Below are 21027 nucleotides of genomic sequence, written 5' to 3' on the forward strand. Positions count from 1 at the left end.
GAAACACGTTAATTTTGATAACGCTTTCAATTTTAAGGGAATGTTTTACTTATTTCGTTCTTTACTATTCGTTTTACATTTTTTAACTGCTATAATGAATCTCATAGCATATGAGGGAGTGACGAAGATGTTTCAACGTGTTAAACAGTTGTTGAATGATCAAAGTCGAAGAATTCATCGTTATGAAAAAATCGTAACGACGATCAATAGCCTAGAACGAGAAATGGAACAAACATCCGATCAAGCGTTACGTGAATTGACCGCCTCATTACGTGAGCGGCTACAAGCCGGAGAACGAATCGATGCAATCACACCAATGGCATTCGCCCTTGTCCGAGAAGCGAGTAAACGAACGCTCGGCTTACGGCATTACGATGTTCAGCTCATGGGCGGTCTGGCGTTACTTGAAGGACAAATCGCCGAGATGGCGACCGGTGAAGGAAAGACGCTTGTTGCTTCACTCGCGAGCTTCACTCAGGCGCTTCACGGAAAAGGTGTCCACGTCATTACCGTCAATGAGTATCTGGCACAACGCGATGCGGAGCAAATCGGTCAGATTCACCGATTTTTAGGGTTACAGGTCGGAATCAATTCTGCTGAAGCTACGTTTGAGGAAAAACGGATCGCCTACGCTGCAGACATTACATACGGTGTCGGGACTGAATTCGGGTTCGATTACCTGCGCGATCATCTAATCATGGAGCCGACGGAACGTCTGCAACGTCCGCTTCATTTCGCCTTGATCGACGAAGTCGATAGCATTTTAATCGATGAAGCGAAAACGCCACTCATCATGGCGGAACGAGACAGTGTCCACGAAGGGTTACAGCAACTCGTCCGTCATGTCGTCCAGACCTTCGAAGACGAGCGGGATTATACGTTCGACGAAGAGATTAAAGCGGTCGCCTTGACTGACCAGGGGATCGAGACGATCGAAGAGGCGTTTGCGATCGATCATCTGTTTGCTGCTGAGCACTCCGTCCTCTTCCATTACGTCATTCAAGCCTTACGTGCTCATGTCGTCCTCAAGCGGGATGTCGACTATATCGTCAAGGATCAAAAAATCGCGCTCGTCGACCTCTTCACGGGTCGTCTGATGGAAGGACGCAGTCTATCCGACGGGTTACATCAGGCACTTGAAGCAAAAGAAGATGTTCCCGTCACGGAAGAGAACCGGACGACAGCACAAATCACGATTCAGCATTATTTCCGTCTCTATCATCAGGTGGCAGGAATGACGGGCACAGCGGCGACGTCACGGGAGGAGTTCCAAAAGACGTACGGGATGGATGTCGTGACGATTCCATCGAATCGACCGAAAATCCGGATCGATGCGGAGGACGTCATTTTTGCGACGCGTGACGAAAAATTAGAAGCGATCGCGCTGGCGACGAAATCGGCACACGTCACGGGACGACCAGTTCTGATCGGTACTTCATCGATTGAACAGTCCTTACGCGTTGCGAAGACACTTGATACACACGGACTCACCTACGAGATCCTGAACGCAAAAACCGTCGATCAGGAAGTCCGGATCATCGCTTCAGCCGGACAAGCCGGTCGAATCACGATCGCCACGAACATGGCAGGTCGCGGAACGGATATTTTACTTGATGAAACGGCACAACAACAAGGCGGCTTGTTCGTCATCGGAACAGAACGCCATGAATCAATCCGGATCGACAACCAACTCCGGGGTCGGGCAGGTCGCCAAGGCGATCCCGGATTGACGCAATTTTATCTCTCGCTCGAAGATGAACTGCCTCGTCGTTTCGCGCGCGACCGTCTCGCACGCGTGCAACAAAAAGTACGGGATGCTTCCGGTCCACTGGCTTCACGTGACGTTCGGGATCTATTGCAGTTCGCTCAGTCGACGTGTGAATCCGTCAATCGGAGTGTTCGGGATGAACTCGTTCAGCTCGAAGAAGTCATCAGCGAACAACGACAAGCAATCTATCATCTCCGCAACAGAATCGTTGATGTGACGTCACTTGAAGACATCGTCCAACCGTTTGCCGGACGTGTCTTGCCGTCGATCATCGACCAAACACTTTCTGACGATCTCGTCCCGGAAGAATGGCCGCTGGCTCTCGTCACGACAGAACTCGAGCAACTGTTGCATCAACCGGTCACGTTGGAACGACTGGAAACGATCGACGAGATGCAACGCCAACTTGAACCGCTGATTGCTGACACCGAAGCCTTACTCGTTGCCCATGTTGCGGCTGAAAAAGAAACCGTCAAACGCTTCATCCTCCTTGCACTGGATGAGCAATGGACGCGCCACTTAACTGCCATGAACAGCTTAAAAGAAGGAATCCACCTCCGAAGTTACGGACAAGAACAACCAGTCCGCATCTTTGAGCGGGAAGGCATGGATTACTTCGAATATGCCATAGCGAGTTTCGAAAAGCAGGTCCTTTCTGGCATCTGCCGCGCCGAACAGACACACGATAGCGAAGGAGAACTGCATCATGCACACGTCGAATGAAGTGTTCCGTCCCCCGCTCTATTTCACGGAGGACATGCCGATCGTCAAGGAAGACGAATACGTCTTTCGTCACGTCGCGAAACAACTACCTGAGTTACAGGTCAATCAGATGGCGATCCATCTGTTTCAAGTCTTATCGCGTCGTCCGCTTCAAGTCATTGCCTTATTCCAAAACACGTTGTCTCGGTCGTTCCATCTGAATGATCTTGTCGTCCTTGCGCTCTCCGGTGACGAACTCGTCGCTCGCAAAGTCCTCAGTATCGAAGAAGTTTCCGTCATACTCCCGATGGCGACGTTGCCGCTCTGGTTGACGTTTGAAGAAGATGACTGTTTCGTCGCCCTCGAACAGTTGACGGAACCGCTACAACTCGTCTTCTCAAGCGAGACGCTGACTGAGATTTTCATCGACGATGACTTCACGGAACCCGAGCAACGGATGATTCGTCAAGTCGCTTATTCGCACCCGACACCTCCAGCAGATGGCTGGTCTCTCTTACCGGTCTCGATCATGCGCGAGCCGGATACTGTGACGGCGACCGTCCTCGTCCGTAATGCCAGCGATCAGACACTGACGCTCGAGGCGCTAACGTTCGAATTGATGGATGACGAGACGCCACTCGCAGACGTCACCCATCCTGGCTTGTCCTTACCTGCTCATAGCCAACATGCGATCCGTCTCCGTTTCGCCTACACCGCAACAGATGTCCCTGCATTCGGTCTCCGTTATCTTCCTCCCTCTTCCTAAAAAAACGTCTCGGCACAAGATGCCGAGACGTTTTGCTTATCCTTTTAAGAGTCCGATGACGCGGACGTTGATTGCTTTTGGTTGGAACGCGAGCATGTTTTCCATGTCTTGTGCGATCCGTTCTTGGACTTTTCCAGCTGTCTTGATGATCGACATGCCGTATTTGATATGCACGGACAGACTGACCGTGATGTCGCCACCGACATCTTCGACTTTTACGAGTTTGACCATCTGTTTTTCCTGCAGTTTCGAATCATCTGCTGTAAAGGCGATACCTTCCGTTTCTTGAACGGCTACCCCTGCGATGACCTCGATGACTTGTTGCGAGACGTTCACGACACCGTCCGCATTATTTAAATTATATGACATACCTTCCACGCCCTTCGTCTAGTAATCCATCTATCTTAAAGTGTAATGCATTCCGCCTTATTTTGAAAGGTCTTCCCGTTTCTCGACGATCGGGCGAATGTCAATCTCAATCAAAGGACGGAGGACACGGACGACGAGCGGGTGTATGATGATACCAACGATCAACAAGGCGACGCCAATCATGATCAGTAAGGCGAGCCACGGTTGCGGTACGAATGCATCCGTCACGTATTGACGCCACGCCATGACGAAGAAGACATGGAGTAGATAGACGTAGAGGCTGAGTTCCCCAGCTCGTGTGATGAGCGGAAGGCGACGCATCGGGATCAACATCATGAAACCGAGCGAGGCCGCGATTGACAAGACATAGATGACGCTATGCTTGAGTACCCCAATCCACGTGTCACTGTCATACTGTTCAGCGTACGGGAAACGATGCTTGAAGGCATTCGCGAAATCGACGATCTCTTGCGGTGTGTCACGCCACGCCTCGAACAATAAGAAGCCCATGACGGCTGCGAACGTCACTCCACCAATCAAGCGGACGTTCATCCGGCGCTTGAAGTTCTTCGGCATCTCGAAGATGCGGATGAATTCGTGTTCCGATAGATAGTTCCCGAGCAAGAAATAAGGATAGAACATGATCAGCTTCCGAAGCGCCAAGAATCCCGTGTTCTCGAGTTCGAATCCATACAGCAAGGCGAAGGCAAGACCGAACCAGACATATCCACGCAAGTGAACGACATACGGTGTCACGATGTACCAGACGACCATGACGAACAGATACCAAAGTGCCCAGTAGGGACGTAGGAGATGCGTGCCGATGTTTTCACCAGAAAAGAGCGGCAAACCTTCCCCAAGCGTCGCCCAAGATCCAATTAAGATTTGCCAGACGCAGTAGACGGCAAATAGTTGGATGACACGTAAATACTTGTTTTCGCGGAAGAAATAACCGCTTAAAATAATGAATAATGGCATATGAAACGAGTAAATCAACAGATAAACCGTCTCAAGCAATTTTCCGTCATAATCAAACCGTAAATCCGTCAGCATGTGACCGATGACGACGAAAATGACAAGAAAACCTTTGATATTATCAAACCACGGATTCCGATTCATGTTACACTACCCCTTATACTCCCTCGAAAGGAACGAATGTTTATGAAAAAGACACTCCTGATTCTATCTGTCGTCTTGAACGTCGTTCTCCTTGCATTGTTACTGGGACGTAAACCGCTCGAACTATTCGAAAGCGTCTTACCTGCAACGAGTACGACTCCAGTCACGACCTTCCAATACGATAAGAACCCGAACTATGTCCGTCTGAATAGTCTATTCCATACTTATCAATACCCAAAATCAGCGAACGCTGTCATGTTAGGCGACTCGATGACGAATTTTGCCGATTGGCGTATCTTGATGGAAGACCCGACGATCGTGAATTTCGGGATTCCTGGTGATACGACAGAAGGCTTTTTGACCCGACTCGACTTGATCATCGAGATGAAACCAAAACGCGTCTTCCTGATGGGTGGTATCAATGATATCCGTCACTATACACCGATTCCGCAAATCACTGAGAACATGACGACGATTGTGACGACACTTCGAAAAAATAACATCGACGTCGTCATTCAGTCAACCGTTCCTGTCGCACCGAAATATTCGGACTCCGTCCGAATCAATCGGGACGTCGAAGCGTTGAACCGGAATTTACAAAACCTTGCTCAATCGGTGGATGTTCCATTTGTTGATCTACGACCCGTCTTGACGAATAAACAGGGCTACCTGCAAAATCGGATGACGTACGATGGACTCCATCTCGTCGGTGGCGGTTACCTGCGCTGGAGTGATGCGCTGAAACCCTATGCGCTCAAAACCGATTTGACAGCAAATAACTAAACGAAAAAGCGGCTCATCCCGATTTCCGGGATGAGCCGCTTTCGATTATTAGTCTTCTTGGTTTTTGACACCCATGTACGCTGCGACGCTCGATGCTGAGAAAACTGCAACGGCAACGATACCGACAGCAATCCAAATCACTTGATCCATCATTTCTTTATATCCCCCTTTATGTAACCGCTCACTTCTACATTTAGCGTACACGAATTTCGTCAAGAAAGAAACACATTTTCCATGTCTAATGACTAGACGATTCGGGAAAAAGTAACTATAGTAGAAGGACAACTACAAATTGTCAGAAAATTCGATTATTTAACAAGGAGGTGTTTCTGATGGCCACTTCATTGCTTACGCCGAAAGTGACGTTACGACATCGAAGTACTCTCAACTTTGGATATTGGCTTGTCATCGGATGCATAGGATGGGTGATGCTTGCCCTCGTCACGAATGTTGGTACCGTTCTTGGTCGTCTTCCTTTATATGAAAGTATTCCCCTCGCCATCCTTGTACTTGGCCTCACAGGTGTCGTACTAAAAATGGCGCGTGACGAGTGGTGGATTCGTTATCTCGAACGTCAGACCCAGTATTACATCGGACACGAGACCGTGACCGGTTGGTGTACGACGATTGATAGCATGTGGCTGATCCGTAAGACGATGCGCCGTGAACTTCGCCTGCTCTACCGGCAACTTGCGCAGACGAAAGCATCGGAAGAAGTGAAACAGATCCTTGCCCTCCAGCTCGTCGAGCGCGGTGTGCTCATCGTCTACTCCCGACCAAAAAGTGATCATCCCGCTTGAAACGAAAAGAGGACTGCCCCATCATCTTCTACGAAAGAAGAAGATGGGACAGCCCTTTTTTTACTGTTTCAGCCAATCCGTTGCTGCTTCAATCGTTGGCATGACAAGTTGATGACCATAATTCGACCACGTGACGTCGACTGATGCACCGGCTTGTTTCAAGAGTGCTGATAGTTCTTCCGTTTCCTGAGCCGGACAGATCGGATCATTGCTGCCTGCGCCGATAAAGACGCGTACGTCCGATAAATCAGGTAACGTCACACCACGACGTGGTACCATCGGGTGCAACAGAATCGCTTGTTTGAACAAAGCTTCTTCAAACAACATATTCGCCGCGATGTTGGCACCGTTTGAATAACCGACCGGAATCAGACGATCGAGCGCAAAGTCACGCTCCGCTGCCTGATCACGTAAAAACTGAATTAAACGCGCTGTCCGTAAAGCGAGGTCTTCTTCATCGAAGACGCCTTCTGCAAGTCGTTTGAAGAATCGTGGCATCCCGTTTTCCGAGACCTCCCCGCGGACGGACAAGTAGCCTGCTTCCGAATCGAGCAACGAGACGAGTCCAACGAGATCTTGTTCCGTTCCGCCTGTGCCATGTAAGAATAAAAAGATCGGTGCATCTGCTGTTTTTGGTGCTTGGTATAAATGAATCATACGAGTCTCCCCTTCGGTACAGTAATAGGTGTTACATGATTTGTGATTGCACTGCGATGTGCTTCGAATTGTTCCGGTAACTTCAAGTCTTCTCCGAGCATCTCGAACTCTTCATCGATCGCGAATCCTGGATTGTCGGTCGCAATCTCATGGAGGATCCGACCGCGGTCATGGAAATAGATCGATGTGAAGTAATTGCGGTCCTTCACTTCAGTCGTCAACAAACCGAACGCGTTGATCTCTTTCATCCAGTCGAGTTGTTCTTTTTGATTCGTTGCCCGCCACGCGATATGGTGAACCGTTCCCGTTCCCGGACGACCAACTGGCATTTGACCATGCACGACGTCAACGACATTCCCGAACTCGCCTTCTGCGATATACCGGTCAACGGTTTCCGTCCGTTTGCTGAGTGTCAGTCCGAATGTGTCTGTCAGTAATTTTGCTGTGTCTGATGGATCCCGTGACAGTAACGTCGCTCCTGCGAATCCTTTGATCGCAACCTCACGTGTGATGCCGTCGATTTCATAGCGACTGCCTCGTCCCGCTTCGCGTTCGACGAGTTCAATCTGGAGACCATGTGGATCTTCGAAAGCGATCTGTTGCTCTCCGAAACGAACCGTCTCTTTAAACGAGATGTTTTTTTCTGTCAGCCGCGCTTTCCAAAAATCTGCTGCACCGACCGGAATCGCGTACGCTGTCGTTCCGACTTGTCCGGCACCCACTTTCCCTTTTGCCATGCCTTTAAACGGAAAGAACGTGATGATTGTTCCTGGTGCGCCGGATTCGTTTCCAAAATAGAAGTGATATGTTCCCGGATCATCGAAGTTGACCGTTTTTTTGACGAATCGTAGTCCGAGAATCGTTCCGTAAAAATCGAGATTTTCTTGTGGATCGCCGACCATTGCTGAGATATGATGGATGCCTTGCGTTTTCATATGATGCGTTCCTCCTTCAGTCGTATCTATTAAAACAATAATAGTAACTAAAGAACAAAAAGTAAACTGATAAGCCTTCCCTCGTTCTTTTCTGGAACCTTTATCCAATTTAAACCGTAGGACACTAGGTAACAATGGTACACTTGTCGTGCAACAGACGTCTTTAAAGGAGGTTCATATGTTAGAAATCAAACACATCACGAAGCGTTTCGGCGATTTTACAGCCGTAGATGCTCTGACAATCGAGGTGCCACGCGGGCAAATCTTTGGTTTGCTTGGTGCGAACGGCGCCGGGAAGACAACGACCTTCCGGATGCTGCTCGGTCTACTGCAACCAACTGAAGGCTCAATCACCTGGAACGGAGAGCGCATCCCGACTTCAAAAATCGGATACCTTCCGGAAGAACGAGGTCTGTATCCAAAAGTCCGCGTTGATGAACAACTTTTGTTCCTCGCAGAACTCCGCGATATGAAACGGAAGGATGCGAAACGAGCGTTGACGGAATGGCTCGAGTATTTCCAAATTCCGCAGTATGAAAAAATGCGCGTCGAACAACTCTCAAAAGGAAATCAACAAAAAATTCAGTTGATCTCTGCTGTCCTACATAAACCTGAACTGCTGATTTTAGATGAACCATTCAGCGGACTCGATCCGGTCAACGCTGAACAATTAAAACGTGCTGTCAAAAAGTTAACCGCCGACGGAACGACGATCGTCTTCTCAAGTCACCGGATGGATCATGTCGAAGAACTCTGCGAACACGTCGCGATCCTCGATCATGGTAAACCCGTCGTTGCCGGTTATCTCCCTGACATCAAGGCGGGATACGGAAAAACACGTGTCCTCTTGACGACAGATGCACCACCGCTCCTTTGGGATAGCTTGCCAGGTGTTCTACAAGTCGAGTCAGACAATAATGGCCATATCGTTCAAGTCTCTTCAAAAGAAACGGCTGATCAACTTCTCCAACATATCGTCAGCCATGAACACCATGTCGATCGTTTCGTCTGGGATCAGTTATCCCTGCAGGATATCTTCATCGAGGAGGTCGGCAAACGTTATGAACCGTAAATTCCTGACTTTATATCGCTTCAATCTACTACAAAAATTGCGTGCTAAAAGCTTTTTGATTTCGACGATCCTGATGGTCCTGTTCCTCGTTGGCTTCGGCAATATCGAACGGATTCTCGACTGGTTTTCGGGTGACGATCCGAAAGTTGCTCTCGTTAGTGAATTGTCGACCGATCTTCGTCCGGCCTTGAAGAAGGCTGGTGTCACTTCAGACATCACGACGAAGGACTATACGATCGCACAAGCCCGAAAGGCAGTCGACCGCGGTACATTCGATGCCGTGGCAATCGTTCAGGATTCATATGACGTGACACTCGTCAGTGCCAGTCCTGAGTCTGAGTTACAGACACAGGTCGCAACGGTCGTCAAACAAGTCCGTGACCAAGCCGTCATCACGGATGCTGAAATCGATCCGAACGTCCTTGCCTCGCTCGCTGAACCTGTTCCTGTTAAACAAGAGTTGACGTCGACGGGTGGGAAAAGTGAGGATGAACTCTTTGCTGCCTCGGCGCTCGTCTATGTCTTGTTGTTCTTGATGTACTTCACGATTGCGATTTACGGCGGGATGATCGTCACGGAAATCGCGAACGAAAAGTCATCCCGTGTCATGGAGTTGCTGATTTCAGCAGCGAGTCCGATTCAACATATGCTGGCGAAGATCCTCTCGATCGCGACGGTCAGTCTCGTACAATTATCAATCCTCGTCGGTGTCGGCTACTACAGTGCTCAAAACAGCAGTTTATTCGATCAGTTATCACTTGATTCCTTGAGTGCTCGAACGATCATTTATCTGTTCGTCTTCTTCCTGCTCGGATACTTCCTGTACGCAACGTTACTCGCGGCACTCGGTTCACTCGTCAGCCGGGTCGAGGATGCACAGCAAGTGACGTTACCGGTCATCTTGTTGATCGTTGCTGCTTTCATGATTTCGATGTTTAGTCTGAATGCACCGACGAACCAAGCTGTCGTCGTTCTGTCGTTCGTTCCGTTCTTCACACCGATGGTCATGTTCCTGCGCGTCATGTTGACCGATGTACCGCTATGGCAAGTATCGATTTCGCTCATCTTGATGCTGATCAGCATCTCGCTTGCCTTGTTCGTCGGAACAAAATTCTACCGGGGTGGTGTTCTGTTCTATGGATCGAATCCACTCAAACAGTTGCGCCGGATCTTAAGCGGTCGCCGGTAACAGTTTACAAGACGAATCGTTTCCGCTATCGTTAGGTGAGAAAAAGCCTTTAGGAGGAACTACGTTATGCGGTCTCGTTTTTGGGCAGCGATCCTTTTCACAGCTGCTGCCATGGTCTCGTCACTTGTCATGTTCACGAAATTCCCGCAAGCGAGTGCGACATGGGAACTCGTCCTTGCCTATGGAGGCATGGCGTTCGTCTCTAGCCTCTTTTGCTGGTCCTTCGTTGCGGTGCGCCGCCACTCTTCTCGTTTATACGGAAGCTGGGTTGGTGTCTTTATCGCCGGACTGACTGTTTTACTCGTCTGTATCGCGCGATTCGTCTTGCGTGGTGATGTGATGATGATTTTCAAATGGCAAGCGATGCTCGGTAGCTTAACTCTCAATTTCGGCTATGTCGGTTGGGTACTCGTCATTGCAAATGCGATCATTGGTTTCATCATCGGTCGGATCCGTCAAAAGACGCGTCGTCCACGCCCGATGCCACAACGTTAATAAAAAGTCGCTGTCTTCTGAACGTCAATCAGAAGACAGCGACTTTTTTTATTTGCGATGGTAGCGGGAACGACTTTTCCGGTAGCTGTAATCCGCATAATAGGTTGAACTCGATAAAAAGACACCGTCCGTCATGCGATCGAGGTATTCATCGAGCTGCATCATCGATGGTAATTTATCCTCAAACAACTCATACGTTTCTTCCGCTTGATCGCGTTGCAATTCCCCTGCTTCCATCACGGCTTCGACGAGCTCATGGAAGATCCGTTGCTCGGTCGCACTCATCGTCTGCTCGATTCGTTTGACGTCCTCGTCATACATTAAATCAAACAGACGCATCCGTTCTTCGAGCTGTTCTTCGACCCACGTCCCGTCTTGTCCGAGCGTCTGTTCATAAGCAAGTTTCATCTCTTCGAGCGGTGTGTTCTGTTGCATGATGAACTTCAATGACTCCCCCGTCCAGATATGCCGTGCCAAATAACTAGCGTCGATGTTCAAGACGTCCGCCAATGCTTCGATGTAGGGCTTGGTTGGATAGACTTCGCTGAGCTCCGTCCGGCGGATGAAGTATGGTGCGACGCCGAGTCGTTCAGCCAACTGTTCGATCGTAATCCCGGCACGCTCCCGTAAAATACGAATCCGGTCACCGTAACCTCGATATGGTGAATGGTCTAGCATACGATTCCCTCCCTTATTCCTATGGTATCATCATACCCTTGAATCCGGTGTCGGATACATCGAACTTTCGGATGAATTCCGGAACAGATGCCGTGGGTAACGCAACCAAATCGGTAGGACACTCAAGAAGTAGCCGACCGTGACGATACTGATCCAAAAGACAGCTAAGTTAAGAAAGGATCCCGGCTGTAGTCCGGCTTGTGTGACGACGACCTGGAACAATAAAAAGGCATGAAAGACAGAAATCAGATACGGAATGAGTAGAACAGCGCCATACTTCATTAATAAGTAGCGGCGAATGTTCCCGGAACCGAACCCGAGCGCAAACAACGTCTTCATCCGCTTTTGCTCCTGTTCCGCTGTCATCTGCATCCACACATGTAGAAAACTCGCATTGATGACGAATAACCAAATCGTCAGGAGAACGACGACGAACGTGACGAGTCGCACGATTCGGATACCATCGATCTCATCTTCCGTCTCATTGATCAATTGATAGGGCACCGGTTGCTTCTCATCGAGCTTTGCTGCCGACTGGATGTTGCGGACGATCTTCATCCATTGTTTCCAGTCCTTCGTTCCGTAATCATGGTAGGCTGGCGTATCGAAGACGACGATTTGCCGGACGGGTTGCTTGAGTGTCTGAAAGACGGCATCACTGACGACGAAGATCGTCTCGATTTGATAATTGTAACCAAATACTAAATCGTGCGAAGCAGCGGGAAGTAATTCAAAGTCTTCTTTCTCCATCGCCTGTTTCTCTTTTTTCATCGTCGGTGTATTCTCTTCGAGTTGTACCGGACGTGCTGGTACAAAGAAACTTTGACGTCCCGTCGCTGTCCGCTCCTTAAGATGCAGTTGCCGCATCATTTTGTTGTACGACGAGATCGGTAGGAGGACGCGTGTTCCTTCTGCCTTCACTTGGATATCCTGCTGATAGCGATCCGGGAAGGCCTCCGTCATCGTCTGCTTGATATCCTTCAATCGTTTCGTCGGTTGAGCGGATTCCTCGTAATAGACGAGCCCGAATTGGTTCTGTGATGACAAATCGAGTCCAATCAATTGAAACAAGAAGACGAGTCCGACTGCTGTTAGCGCACACGAGGTTAGAATCGTTCCGAGGGCAATGAGCGTACTATTCGTTCGCAATTGATTGGCGATTTCCGAAACGATCAGTTTCCGCAGCGACAAGCGACGTGGTCGATATAACTTGGTCAACCACGGTAAGACATATCGGCAAATAAAAAATGATCCGATGAAGATGACAAGCGGAAAGAATATATAAAATCCTTCCGTCCGAACAAAGGCTAAGGCATAACCATAGATCAACAGGAGTAACGCTCCGATTTGCGTCAGAATCCAGGCTCGTTTTCGAAATAGCGAACGGGAACGTGTCGGTCGATCGGGACGAAAGCGGTAGATCGCAAGGACCGTTGCCGTCAGCAACACAAGGAAGGCACCACCAATCAAAGCAAGAATCGCATAAAAGGATAATTCGAATTCGATTGCTGGTAAGAACATGACTTTGACAACGGACAGCAACAGCATCTTCGTCAAGACATTACCCAAAATCATTCCCGCAGTGATGGCTAAACCACCAACGATCAAGACTTCAATTAAAAAATACTTTAAGAAGTGTGACAATCCACTGCCGAGCGTCCGCATCGTCCGTAAATCGTTTTTACGGTGCTCAAGCATCGTATAGGTCGTCGAATAGATGAACAAGACACTAAAGAAAAGGATGATCAGCTCCGCGATGAAGACGAAGAAGATCGTCATCTCGATGACTTGGTTCAATTGACTGAGGATTTTGGCGACGTTTTGGAATGATCCATTCGTCAACAAGTTCCAATAACTCGTCACGATCGTCATCGCGATGATGATCGTCAAGGCATAGCCGTAATACAAGCGCTGATAGCGCCGGATGTTACGTAGGGCGTATTGCAGATAATTGATGCTCATCCCCTCCTAACAACGATAACGATTCGATGACCCGTTGGAAAAAGACACGGCGTGGTTCATCGCGGAACAACTCCGTTTGAATACTACCGTCTTTTAGGAATAAGACATGATTACAATACGACGCGACTTGCGGATCGTGGGTCACGATGACCATCGTCATACCCGTCGCATTCAACTCGGCTAGGACATCCATGACGTGTTTCGTCGCTTGGAAGTCGAGTGCTCCCGTCGGTTCGTCCGCAAGCATCAGACGTGGTGTATGGATCAGGGCGCGACCAATCGCTGTCCGTTGTCGCTGTCCACCACTGACCTCATCAACCTGTTTATCAAGCAAATCATCAATTTGTAGACGGCGTGCCAACTCTTCCATCTCTTCCCGCGCGAGCTTTGCTTTTTTCCCTGACAGCATCAACGGGACGAGCATGTTCTCACCGAGCGTCAACGAATCGAGTAAATTGAATTCCTGAAAGATGATGCCGAGTGTCTCGCGCCGGAAACGTGTCATCTCTTTTCGTTTGAACGTCGCTGTGTCGACGCCGTCAATCAGAATTGATCCCCAACTTGGTTCGTCGAGTGTCGCAAGCAAGTTGATCAGCGTCGATTTGCCACTACCGGACGGTCCCATGACCGCGACCATCTCACCTTCTTCGACTCGGAAATTCACATCCGTCAGCGGTTGTTCCGTCACCTTTCCGGGATAGACCTTCCCTAATTGTTTGACCTCAATCATGTGCGCGACCTCCTACTAATCGAATCCGGCATGTCGTACCGATCCCTTCTTCACTCTCGAGTTCAATCTCATGCCCGAGCTTCAAGCAGACCTGCTGGACGAAATACAATCCCATTCCGGTCGATTCCCCGTAACGTCGTCCATTTTCACCAGTGAAGAACGCATTAAAGACACGTGGAACGTCTCGTCTCGGGATTCCGACACCGTCGTCTTGAACGGAAAGGACGACTTGCCCCTTTGTCACTTCTGCCGTCAAAACGACTTCACGACCATGTCCCGTCGTGTACTTGATGGCGTTCGTCACGAGCTGTAAGACGAGGAAACGAAACCACTTCGCATCCGTGTAGACATACACGTCTTCAGCGATATCGAGTTTCGGAAAGACCTGATTTTTGACGAATAATCGTTTTTCTTGATTGATGATGCTCGTGACGAGCGGCTTCAGTGCCAATCGTTCTGCCTTCAAATCTGTCTCGATTGCTTCTAAACGTGACGAATAGAGCATCTGGTCGAGTCCACTGCGCAATCGATCGACCTCTTGACGCAAATCAGCTTGATAGTGCTCCCCCGGATGTTCAAGGATCAACTCGATGACGGACAACGGTGTCTTCATCTGATGAATCCACTGGTCGACATACCGATGCCGCTCCTTTTCCTTTCGTCGCTCAGCAAACAGACTGTTTCGAAATAAGGTCTGTTGCCGCTCTAAAAATTGTTCGACAGCGACGGAAATCGGTTCTTCACTATCACTGCGAATCGGTTCTGCGACCGATTGGACCGGCTGTTGCATCCGTCGTAGCAACGGAAGCATGCTGAAGAAACGATAACTGAGATAAATCAAGAGACCGATACTGTTCAAGAGCACGATATAAAAGAAGGCTGCTGGGCGATAAAGATCATAGAGCCATAAGACGGCATATAAAATCAGCATTTGTCCGGTAAAGAAGATGATGCCTGGTATCGCGTGCCGTAAAAAGAGCTTCATGGTTCAAGGACCAGTTTATAACCGACGCCTCGCACCGTCTCAAGTCCAGCGACACCGATCTCGGCAAGCCGTTTGCGGACACGCGTGATGTTGACGTTCAATGTATTCTCATCGACGAATGCTTCGTCATCCCAAATCCGTTCGAGTAGATCACCCCGACTGACGATTCGTGGACTTGCCGTCAGTAACATCTCAAGGATCAGTCCCTCTTTTTTTGACAGCTCGATCGACTGTTCCCCGTACTCGACGATATAACGGTCCAAGTACAGCGTGACCCCTTCTTTCGTCACTGTCCGCTCATCCGTCTCGTTCGAGAGTGTGCCATAGGCCCGGCGAATCTGACTTTTAATCTTCGCGATGACGACCGCTCCTTGGAACGGCTTGACGATGTAATCATCCGCTCCGTATTCAAGCGCCATAACTTGATCCATCTCCCCGACCCGTGCTGAGATGAACAGGATGGGTGCCCGTGTCTTCATCCGCAATTGTCGACACCAATAGAAACCGTCAAACTTCGGTAAATTGACATCTAATAGAATAACGTCCGGATTCGTCTCTTCAAAGACCGCGACGACATCCCCTCGCCCATCTTCGACGACGACTCTAAAATCATAGCGTTCAAGTAGTTCTTTCAATAATGTGGCAATCTTCATATCATCTTCGACTAATAAAATCGTATGCATCGTTCCTATCAACTCCTTCTCCCTTTATCATAACGAACTCAAAAAGGACTGGAAACGATTATTCCGTTTCCAGTTCGGTGTACCCCTATTTAGTTCATCACGTGACGATGCGGCGATACGCACGGACCGTGACGATATAGTAGATCAGATAGACGATCGTATAACAAACAATCGCAAGTAATGTCGGACGAACGATGTTGTAGTTCAACAGTTTCTGCAAGACTTGCATCGCAACTAAACTATGAACAAGTCCGAGCACATACGGTAAGGAGAAGACGAATCCGACAAGGCGACGGATGATGCCCGTCTGTTCTTTCTCATCGACACCGATTTTCTGGATGATGGCAAACCGTTGTTTCGATTCTTCTGCTTCCGCGAGCATCTTGAAGTAGATGATTGAACCCGTCGCAAGCAAGAAGACGAGACCAAGGAAGCCGGCAGCAAACGCGAGTAAGCCTGTCGTTGCCGTCGTCATCGCGTAGACAGGATAGTACGCCGCCATCTCCGTGTCCGCTTGTTTTCCATATAGTTGCGTCAACTGTTTCATCAATCCATCGTCATGACGTTCATCTGAGAACTGATAATTCGTCAGCGTGAAGCCTTTTTCCGGCATCTTCGCGAACGCATCATCGTTTACGACGAAGGCGAGCCGCTGTTTCTCATAAAGTTGAGCGATCGGTAGATTCGTCGCAGCGGTGATGCGAAAGGATTCATGAACGTCCTTGATTTCAACACCGACCGGCGATTTGACTTTCATCTTCAACAAATCATTTCCTTTGAATGTCTCAAGGACGATCGCTTCGCCTTGTTTCGGTTCTTTAATGACCGTTTTCCCATTCGCTTTCGCGAGCTTGACGTAGTCCGAATAGTTGACGTAGCTGAATTGTCCCGGCTGGTCTTCATACGCATACGTCGCGTAGTAGCGTGTGAACGTCAGCGGGTTCGGCAGATCGGTCATCTGATGGTCGACGTTCTTGACGTTAACCATCGTCCGGCTGTCGATTTTCTGGTCGGACTTGGCAATCAGCTGTTCCACTTCTGCTTGTTTACTCGCAATCGATAGACTGTACGGAACTTGTTCCTCGACGGTCTGATCGATGAAATAATAAATCGATGTCGCTGTACCGACCGTCGTCAAGGTTACGGCAGTGATGACCGTAATCGTCGACAGCATGACGGCATTCGATTTGATTCGTGACAACAATTGCCCGTGCAAAATCAAATTCGTTCCTTTGAAATGTCGCGCTTGATTACTTAAGAGGCGCAATAAGAAGATCGTAAAGTAACTCATCGTTCCGAACGTTCCGAGAATGACGCAGAGCATCAAGAGCGGGGCGACGATCGTAAAGTGATCCATCAACGGTTGTCCGGTCAAATAGTAACCGACACCGATCAAGATGACGGAAAGGACAGCTAGGATCGGATGGACTTTCGGAAGGGATTCCGCTTGTTGTTCTGCCTTGAACAATTCGATTAATGTAAAACGATAGATCGTCCGAGCAGAACGTAATGCGATGATCAAGAAAATCAACAGGAAGACACCGATCGTCTGCAGGACGGAAGCTCCGCTGATCGTAAACGTCGCATCGACTTGCATCGCCATGACGGAAGCGAGCAACTGTACGAAGTATTTCGAAGCGACGGTACCAATCGCAATTCCGAGAATCAGACCAATCACTCCGTACCCCATCGTCTCAAGGAAAATCAGGCGAGCAATCTGCCCTCGCTCTAAACCGAGTAATGCATAAAGTCCGATTTCCTTCTTACGACGACGTAAGAAGAAGTCACTTGAATACCAGATGAAGATAGCAGAGAAAAGCGCTAGAATGACACTTGCTCCGGTAAAGACCGTTCCCAGTTTTCCGTACAATTCGTTCGCCTGAAGCATCGCTTCATTCGATCGAATCGCGAGGAACGTGTAGTAAATGAGAATCGCAAACGTGACCGCACCGAGGTACATCACGTTTTGACGGATGTTCTTCAAGTTTTGAAACGCCAGTTTAGACAAGCTCACGGACGGCACCTCCGAGTTCGCGTTGAACTTCCATAATCTGTTCGAAGAATTCTTTCTGCGAACCGAAGCGATGGACTTCCTTGAACAGCTCTCCATCCTTGACGAACAAAATCCGTTCCGCATAAGACGCTGTCATCGGATCGTGTGTCACCATCAGGATCGTCGCGCCTTCATCGTTGAGTGATTGCATCGCTTCGAGTAACCCTGTCGCCGACTTCGAATCCAGCGCACCAGTTGGCTCGTCGGCTAAAATGAGTGACGGATCATGAATGATCGCACGCGCGGCAGCCGTCCGCTGTTTTTGTCCACCCGATAGTTCGACGGGACGTTTATCGAGTAAGTCGTGGATACCAAGTTGACGCGCCACACGATCGACACGTTCTAAAATCATCTTTTTATCGACGTTCGCGAGTGATAGCGGTAAGGCGATGTTTTCCCGGACCGTCATCGTATCGAGGAGATTGAAGTCCTGGAAGATGAAGCCGAGTTGCTCCCGACGGAAACGGGCTAATTGTTTTTCCTTCATCGCCGTCACGTCTGCTCCGTTGATTAAAATCGAGCCGTCCGTCGGCTGATCGATCGTTGACAGCAGGTTGAGTAATGTCGATTTCCCGGCACCGGATGGACCCATGATACTGACGAACTCTCCTTCGTGGACACGGAGCGTCGTCGGACGCAGTGCTTCGTGGCGTGCTGTTTTCGTTTGATACGTTTTTGAAATCTGTTCTGCTTGTAAGATTGCTTTCATCTGTAATGCCTCCTGTGTTTGATTCGTTACACTCAGTCTAGTCCTTCCCTGCTTTTCTCAAAATGGACTTTACTTTCACTTCTCTTACAAAATGGTAAGACACGGGAGGAGACAACAAAAAAAGCCTCCATCCGCAAGGAATGGAGGCGTGTCGCATCTTATTTATGTGTTGCTTTGAAGAGCTCTGTGTCGCCTGCGACAACAGAAGTTCCTTCCGCTGGTACAGCTGAAAGCGTGAATTGATCGTGGTTCGTCACGATGATCGGTGTGATCGTCGATGGTGCGTTCGCACGGATGTAGTCAAGGTCGAACTCGACGAGGACGTCTCCTGCTTTGACTTTGTCACCTGACTGGACGTGAGCCGTGAAGCCTTCACCTTTAAGGTTAACTGTATCCAGACCAACGTGGATCAACAGTTCAAGACCATCTTCACCTTTTAGACCGATTGCGTGTTTTGTTGGGAAGATCGTTTCAACCGTTGCGTTGATCGGCGAGACGACTTTACCTTCAGTTGGTTCGATCGCGACACCGTCGCCCATCATTTTTTGAGAGAAAACTTGATCGGGTACGTTCTCGATGTTGACGATTTTACCTGTAAGTGCAGAAGCGATTTTTGCGTTTCCTGCGTCGTTACCACCAAACAATTTTTTTAAGAATCCCATGATACTATCCCTCTACTTTCTCGATCGTTTTTCTTCCGAATGGAAGTTTCGATTTTTTATAGGAGTAAGCTGTCAGACAGCTCGCTCACGTTCTCACAAAAAGCATACGTTTGTCCCTCTGGTTTTGCAAGTATTTTTGTGTGATAATAGTTAGAAATCATAAGGAGGCGCTTACATGTTACCATTTTCAGAAATTACATATGTCCGTCCTGACCTTGCCTTGCTTGAAACATCCATGAATCAAGCGATCGCTCGACTGACGGAAGCCACACAGGTAGATGAAGCAAACGCAGCCATCACTGAGATTAATACCCTCAGAAATCAATTTGAAACGGCAAGCCAGCTCGTCGAGATCCGTCACACGATCGATACACGCGATACATTCTATGAGACGGAACAAGGATTCTTTGATGAAGCGAGTGCGATCTATCAAGGATATGTCTCAAGCTATTATCAAGCGTTGACGACGCACCCACTCCGCAATGAACTCGAACAGACACAAGGCAAACAGTTATTCCTGATTGCGGAAGCGAGTCTGAAGACGTTCTCAGAAGAAATCATTCCAAAACTCCAAGAAGAGAACCGTCTCTCGAGTGAATATACGAAACTGATGTCTTCTGCTCAAATCGAGTTCGATGGCAAAACGCTCAACTTGTCGCAGTTCGGTCCCTATCTTCAATCACCTGATCGTGATGTCCGTAAAGCAGCTTCTGAAGCACGCTACGGCTATTTAAAAGAACAAGGCGAAGCAATCGATACGATCTACGACAAGCTCGTCCGCATCCGGACCGAGATCGCGAAGACACTCGGCTTCCCATCGTTCGTCGAGCTCGGTTACGCACGGATGCTTCGCGTCGATTATAACCAATCGATGGTCGAACAGTACCGCGAACAAATCCGCGAGACGATCGTTCCACTCGCGACACAACTCAAAGAGCGCCAGCAACGACGGATCGGCGTCGATCAGTTGTATTACTACGATGAAGGATTTGCCTTCAAGTCTGGTAATGCGACACCGAAAGGCGAAGAGTCGTTCATCATCGAAGGCGGCAAAAAGATGTACGCAGAGATGTCACCGGAGACGAACGAGTTCTTCAACTACATGCTCGACCGGGAAGCACTCGATTTGACGGCGAAGCCTGGGAAAGCCGGTGGTGGGTATTGTACCTACATCGCAGACGAAAAACTCCCGTTCATCTTCTCGAACTTCAATGGAACGGCAGGCGACATCGATGTCCTGACGCACGAAGTCGGACACGCCTTCCAAGTCTATGAGAGCCGTCATCTGACAGCTCCAGAGAGTGCTTTCCCAACGTATGAAGCGTGTGAGATTCACTCGATGTCGATGGAATTCTTCGCTTATCCGTGGATGGAAGAGTTCTTCGGTGAAGAGACAGCGAAATACAAGTTCAATCACCTCGCAGGAAGTGTCACATTCCTTCCGTACGGCGTTGCGATTGACGAGTTCCAACACGTCATCTACAACCAACCGGAATTGACACCAGCTGAGCGTCGCGAAGCATGGCGGACGATCGAGAAGAAATACCTGCCACATCGTGATTACGAAGCGAACGATTATCTCGATTCAGGTGCATGGTGGCATCAGCAAGGACACGTCTTCGGCAGTCCGTTCTACTATATCGATTACACGCTCGCTCAAGTCTGTGCCTTCCAGTTCTATGCTTGGATGGAACAGGACCGGGAAGCGGCTTGGAAGTCGTATCTCGATCTCTGTCGTGCCGGCGGATCGGAAAGCTTCCTCACGCTCGTCGAACGTGCTGGATTGAAGTCTCCGTTCGCACCAGGTACGGTCGAGGCAGCGGTCGCACCTGTCAAAGCGTATCTTGAACAAGCAGACGACCTCGTGCTCGATCGCGTTTGATTCTTTTCGTGCAAGATCTTACTGACTA

General features: G+C 49.0%; 20 protein-coding genes. 8 read left to right on the top strand and 12 right to left on the bottom strand.

Annotated features, from left to right (window positions below; translation table 11 throughout):
- The first annotated feature begins 127 nt into the window (after window positions 1-127).
- Together secA2 and K7G97_RS13605 are read left to right on the top strand one after the other, a co-directional pair.
- The gene (gene secA2, locus K7G97_RS13600; protein ID WP_223040793.1) at window positions 128-2491 is read left to right on the top strand and encodes an accessory Sec system translocase SecA2; all 2364 of its coding nucleotides are present in this window, start codon (window positions 128-130) and stop codon (window positions 2489-2491) included.
- Window positions 2475-3236, top strand: coding sequence for an SLAP domain-containing protein (locus K7G97_RS13605; RefSeq protein WP_223040794.1), 762 nt, complete (start codon window positions 2475-2477; stop codon window positions 3234-3236). The genes secA2 and K7G97_RS13605 overlap by 17 nt, the downstream gene beginning before the upstream one ends.
- A gap of 36 nt (window positions 3237-3272) precedes the next feature.
- On the opposite strand, the gene K7G97_RS13610 is transcribed toward K7G97_RS13605, so the two are convergent.
- Together K7G97_RS13610 and K7G97_RS13615 are read right to left on the bottom strand one after the other, a co-directional pair.
- On the bottom strand, window positions 3273-3605 hold the full coding sequence (locus tag K7G97_RS13610; RefSeq protein ID WP_029342549.1) for an Asp23/Gls24 family envelope stress response protein: 333 nt from the start codon (window positions 3603-3605) through the stop codon (window positions 3273-3275).
- A 57-nt stretch (window positions 3606-3662) separates the two neighbouring features.
- A complete protein-coding gene (locus K7G97_RS13615) occupies window positions 3663-4724 on the bottom strand; it encodes an acyltransferase family protein (protein ID WP_064299377.1) in 1062 nt (353 codons plus the stop codon).
- A 42-nt stretch (window positions 4725-4766) separates the two neighbouring features.
- Between K7G97_RS13615 and K7G97_RS13620 the strand changes: the two genes are divergently transcribed.
- The gene (locus tag K7G97_RS13620; RefSeq protein WP_050678748.1) at window positions 4767-5507 is read left to right on the top strand and encodes an SGNH/GDSL hydrolase family protein; all 741 of its coding nucleotides are present in this window, start codon (window positions 4767-4769) and stop codon (window positions 5505-5507) included.
- A gap of 332 nt (window positions 5508-5839) precedes the next feature.
- Window positions 5840-6307, top strand: coding sequence for a hypothetical protein (locus K7G97_RS13625; protein WP_223040795.1), 468 nt, complete (start codon window positions 5840-5842; stop codon window positions 6305-6307).
- 60 nt (window positions 6308-6367) lie between these two features.
- Here the strand turns inward: K7G97_RS13625 and K7G97_RS13630 are convergent, their stop codons facing one another.
- On the bottom strand, window positions 6368-6964 hold the full coding sequence (locus K7G97_RS13630) for an alpha/beta hydrolase (RefSeq protein WP_214805444.1): 597 nt from the start codon (window positions 6962-6964) through the stop codon (window positions 6368-6370).
- A complete protein-coding gene (locus K7G97_RS13635) occupies window positions 6961-7899 on the bottom strand; it encodes a VOC family protein (protein ID WP_223040796.1) in 939 nt (312 codons plus the stop codon). Before K7G97_RS13635 ends, K7G97_RS13630 begins: the two co-directional genes overlap by 4 nt.
- Window positions 7900-8077: 178 nt before the next feature.
- Here K7G97_RS13635 and K7G97_RS13640 point away from each other — a divergent pair, with 178 nt between their 5' ends.
- The 3 genes from K7G97_RS13640 to K7G97_RS13650 all read left to right on the top strand — a co-directional run bounded on the left by K7G97_RS13640 (window position 8078) and on the right by K7G97_RS13650 (window position 10655).
- Window positions 8078-8971, top strand: coding sequence for an ABC transporter ATP-binding protein (locus K7G97_RS13640; RefSeq protein WP_223040797.1), 894 nt, complete (start codon window positions 8078-8080; stop codon window positions 8969-8971).
- A complete protein-coding gene (locus K7G97_RS13645; RefSeq protein ID WP_223040798.1) occupies window positions 8961-10160 on the top strand; it encodes an ABC transporter permease in 1200 nt (399 codons plus the stop codon). Before K7G97_RS13640 ends, K7G97_RS13645 begins: the two co-directional genes overlap by 11 nt.
- 66 nt (window positions 10161-10226) lie before the next feature.
- A complete protein-coding gene (locus K7G97_RS13650) occupies window positions 10227-10655 on the top strand; it encodes a hypothetical protein (protein ID WP_029342557.1) in 429 nt (142 codons plus the stop codon).
- A 48-nt stretch (window positions 10656-10703) separates the two neighbouring features.
- Here K7G97_RS13650 and K7G97_RS13655 read toward each other — a convergent pair whose 3' ends face one another.
- The 8 genes from K7G97_RS13655 to K7G97_RS13690 form a co-directional block, all read right to left on the bottom strand.
- On the bottom strand, window positions 10704-11333 hold the full coding sequence (locus K7G97_RS13655; protein ID WP_223040799.1) for a helix-turn-helix domain-containing protein: 630 nt from the start codon (window positions 11331-11333) through the stop codon (window positions 10704-10706).
- A 30-nt stretch (window positions 11334-11363) separates the two neighbouring features.
- Complete coding sequence (locus K7G97_RS13660; RefSeq protein WP_223040800.1) at window positions 11364-13295, bottom strand: ABC transporter permease; 1932 nt, start codon at window positions 13293-13295, stop codon at window positions 11364-11366.
- A complete protein-coding gene (locus K7G97_RS13665; protein WP_064299373.1) occupies window positions 13261-14025 on the bottom strand; it encodes an ABC transporter ATP-binding protein in 765 nt (254 codons plus the stop codon). Before K7G97_RS13665 ends, K7G97_RS13660 begins: the two co-directional genes overlap by 35 nt.
- On the bottom strand, window positions 14018-15010 hold the full coding sequence (locus K7G97_RS13670) for a sensor histidine kinase (protein ID WP_223040801.1): 993 nt from the start codon (window positions 15008-15010) through the stop codon (window positions 14018-14020). The genes K7G97_RS13665 and K7G97_RS13670 overlap by 8 nt, the downstream gene beginning before the upstream one ends.
- Window positions 15007-15693, bottom strand: coding sequence for a response regulator transcription factor (locus tag K7G97_RS13675; RefSeq protein ID WP_023469323.1), 687 nt, complete (start codon window positions 15691-15693; stop codon window positions 15007-15009). Before K7G97_RS13675 ends, K7G97_RS13670 begins: the two co-directional genes overlap by 4 nt.
- A 97-nt stretch (window positions 15694-15790) precedes the next feature.
- Window positions 15791-17707 carry an ABC transporter permease gene (locus tag K7G97_RS13680; protein ID WP_223040802.1) on the bottom strand — a complete coding sequence of 639 codons (1917 nt, stop codon included), beginning with the start codon at window positions 17705-17707 and terminating at the stop codon, window positions 15791-15793.
- Entirely contained in the window at window positions 17694-18455 is a 762-nt protein-coding gene (locus K7G97_RS13685; protein ID WP_058703784.1) for an ABC transporter ATP-binding protein, read from the bottom strand. The genes K7G97_RS13680 and K7G97_RS13685 overlap by 14 nt, the downstream gene beginning before the upstream one ends.
- Before the next feature lie 158 nt (window positions 18456-18613).
- A complete protein-coding gene (locus K7G97_RS13690) occupies window positions 18614-19117 on the bottom strand; it encodes a PTS sugar transporter subunit IIA (protein WP_035396161.1) in 504 nt (167 codons plus the stop codon).
- 175 nt (window positions 19118-19292) lie between these two features.
- On the opposite strand from K7G97_RS13690, the gene K7G97_RS13695 reads away from it, so the two are divergent.
- Entirely contained in the window at window positions 19293-20999 is a 1707-nt protein-coding gene (locus K7G97_RS13695; RefSeq protein WP_087681385.1) for a M3 family oligoendopeptidase, read from the top strand.
- Window positions 21000-21027: the final 28 nt, after the last annotated feature.

Source organism: Exiguobacterium acetylicum (assembly GCF_019890935.1).
In the GTDB taxonomy this organism is placed as follows: domain Bacteria; phylum Bacillota; class Bacilli; order Exiguobacteriales; family Exiguobacteriaceae; genus Exiguobacterium_A; species Exiguobacterium_A abrahamii.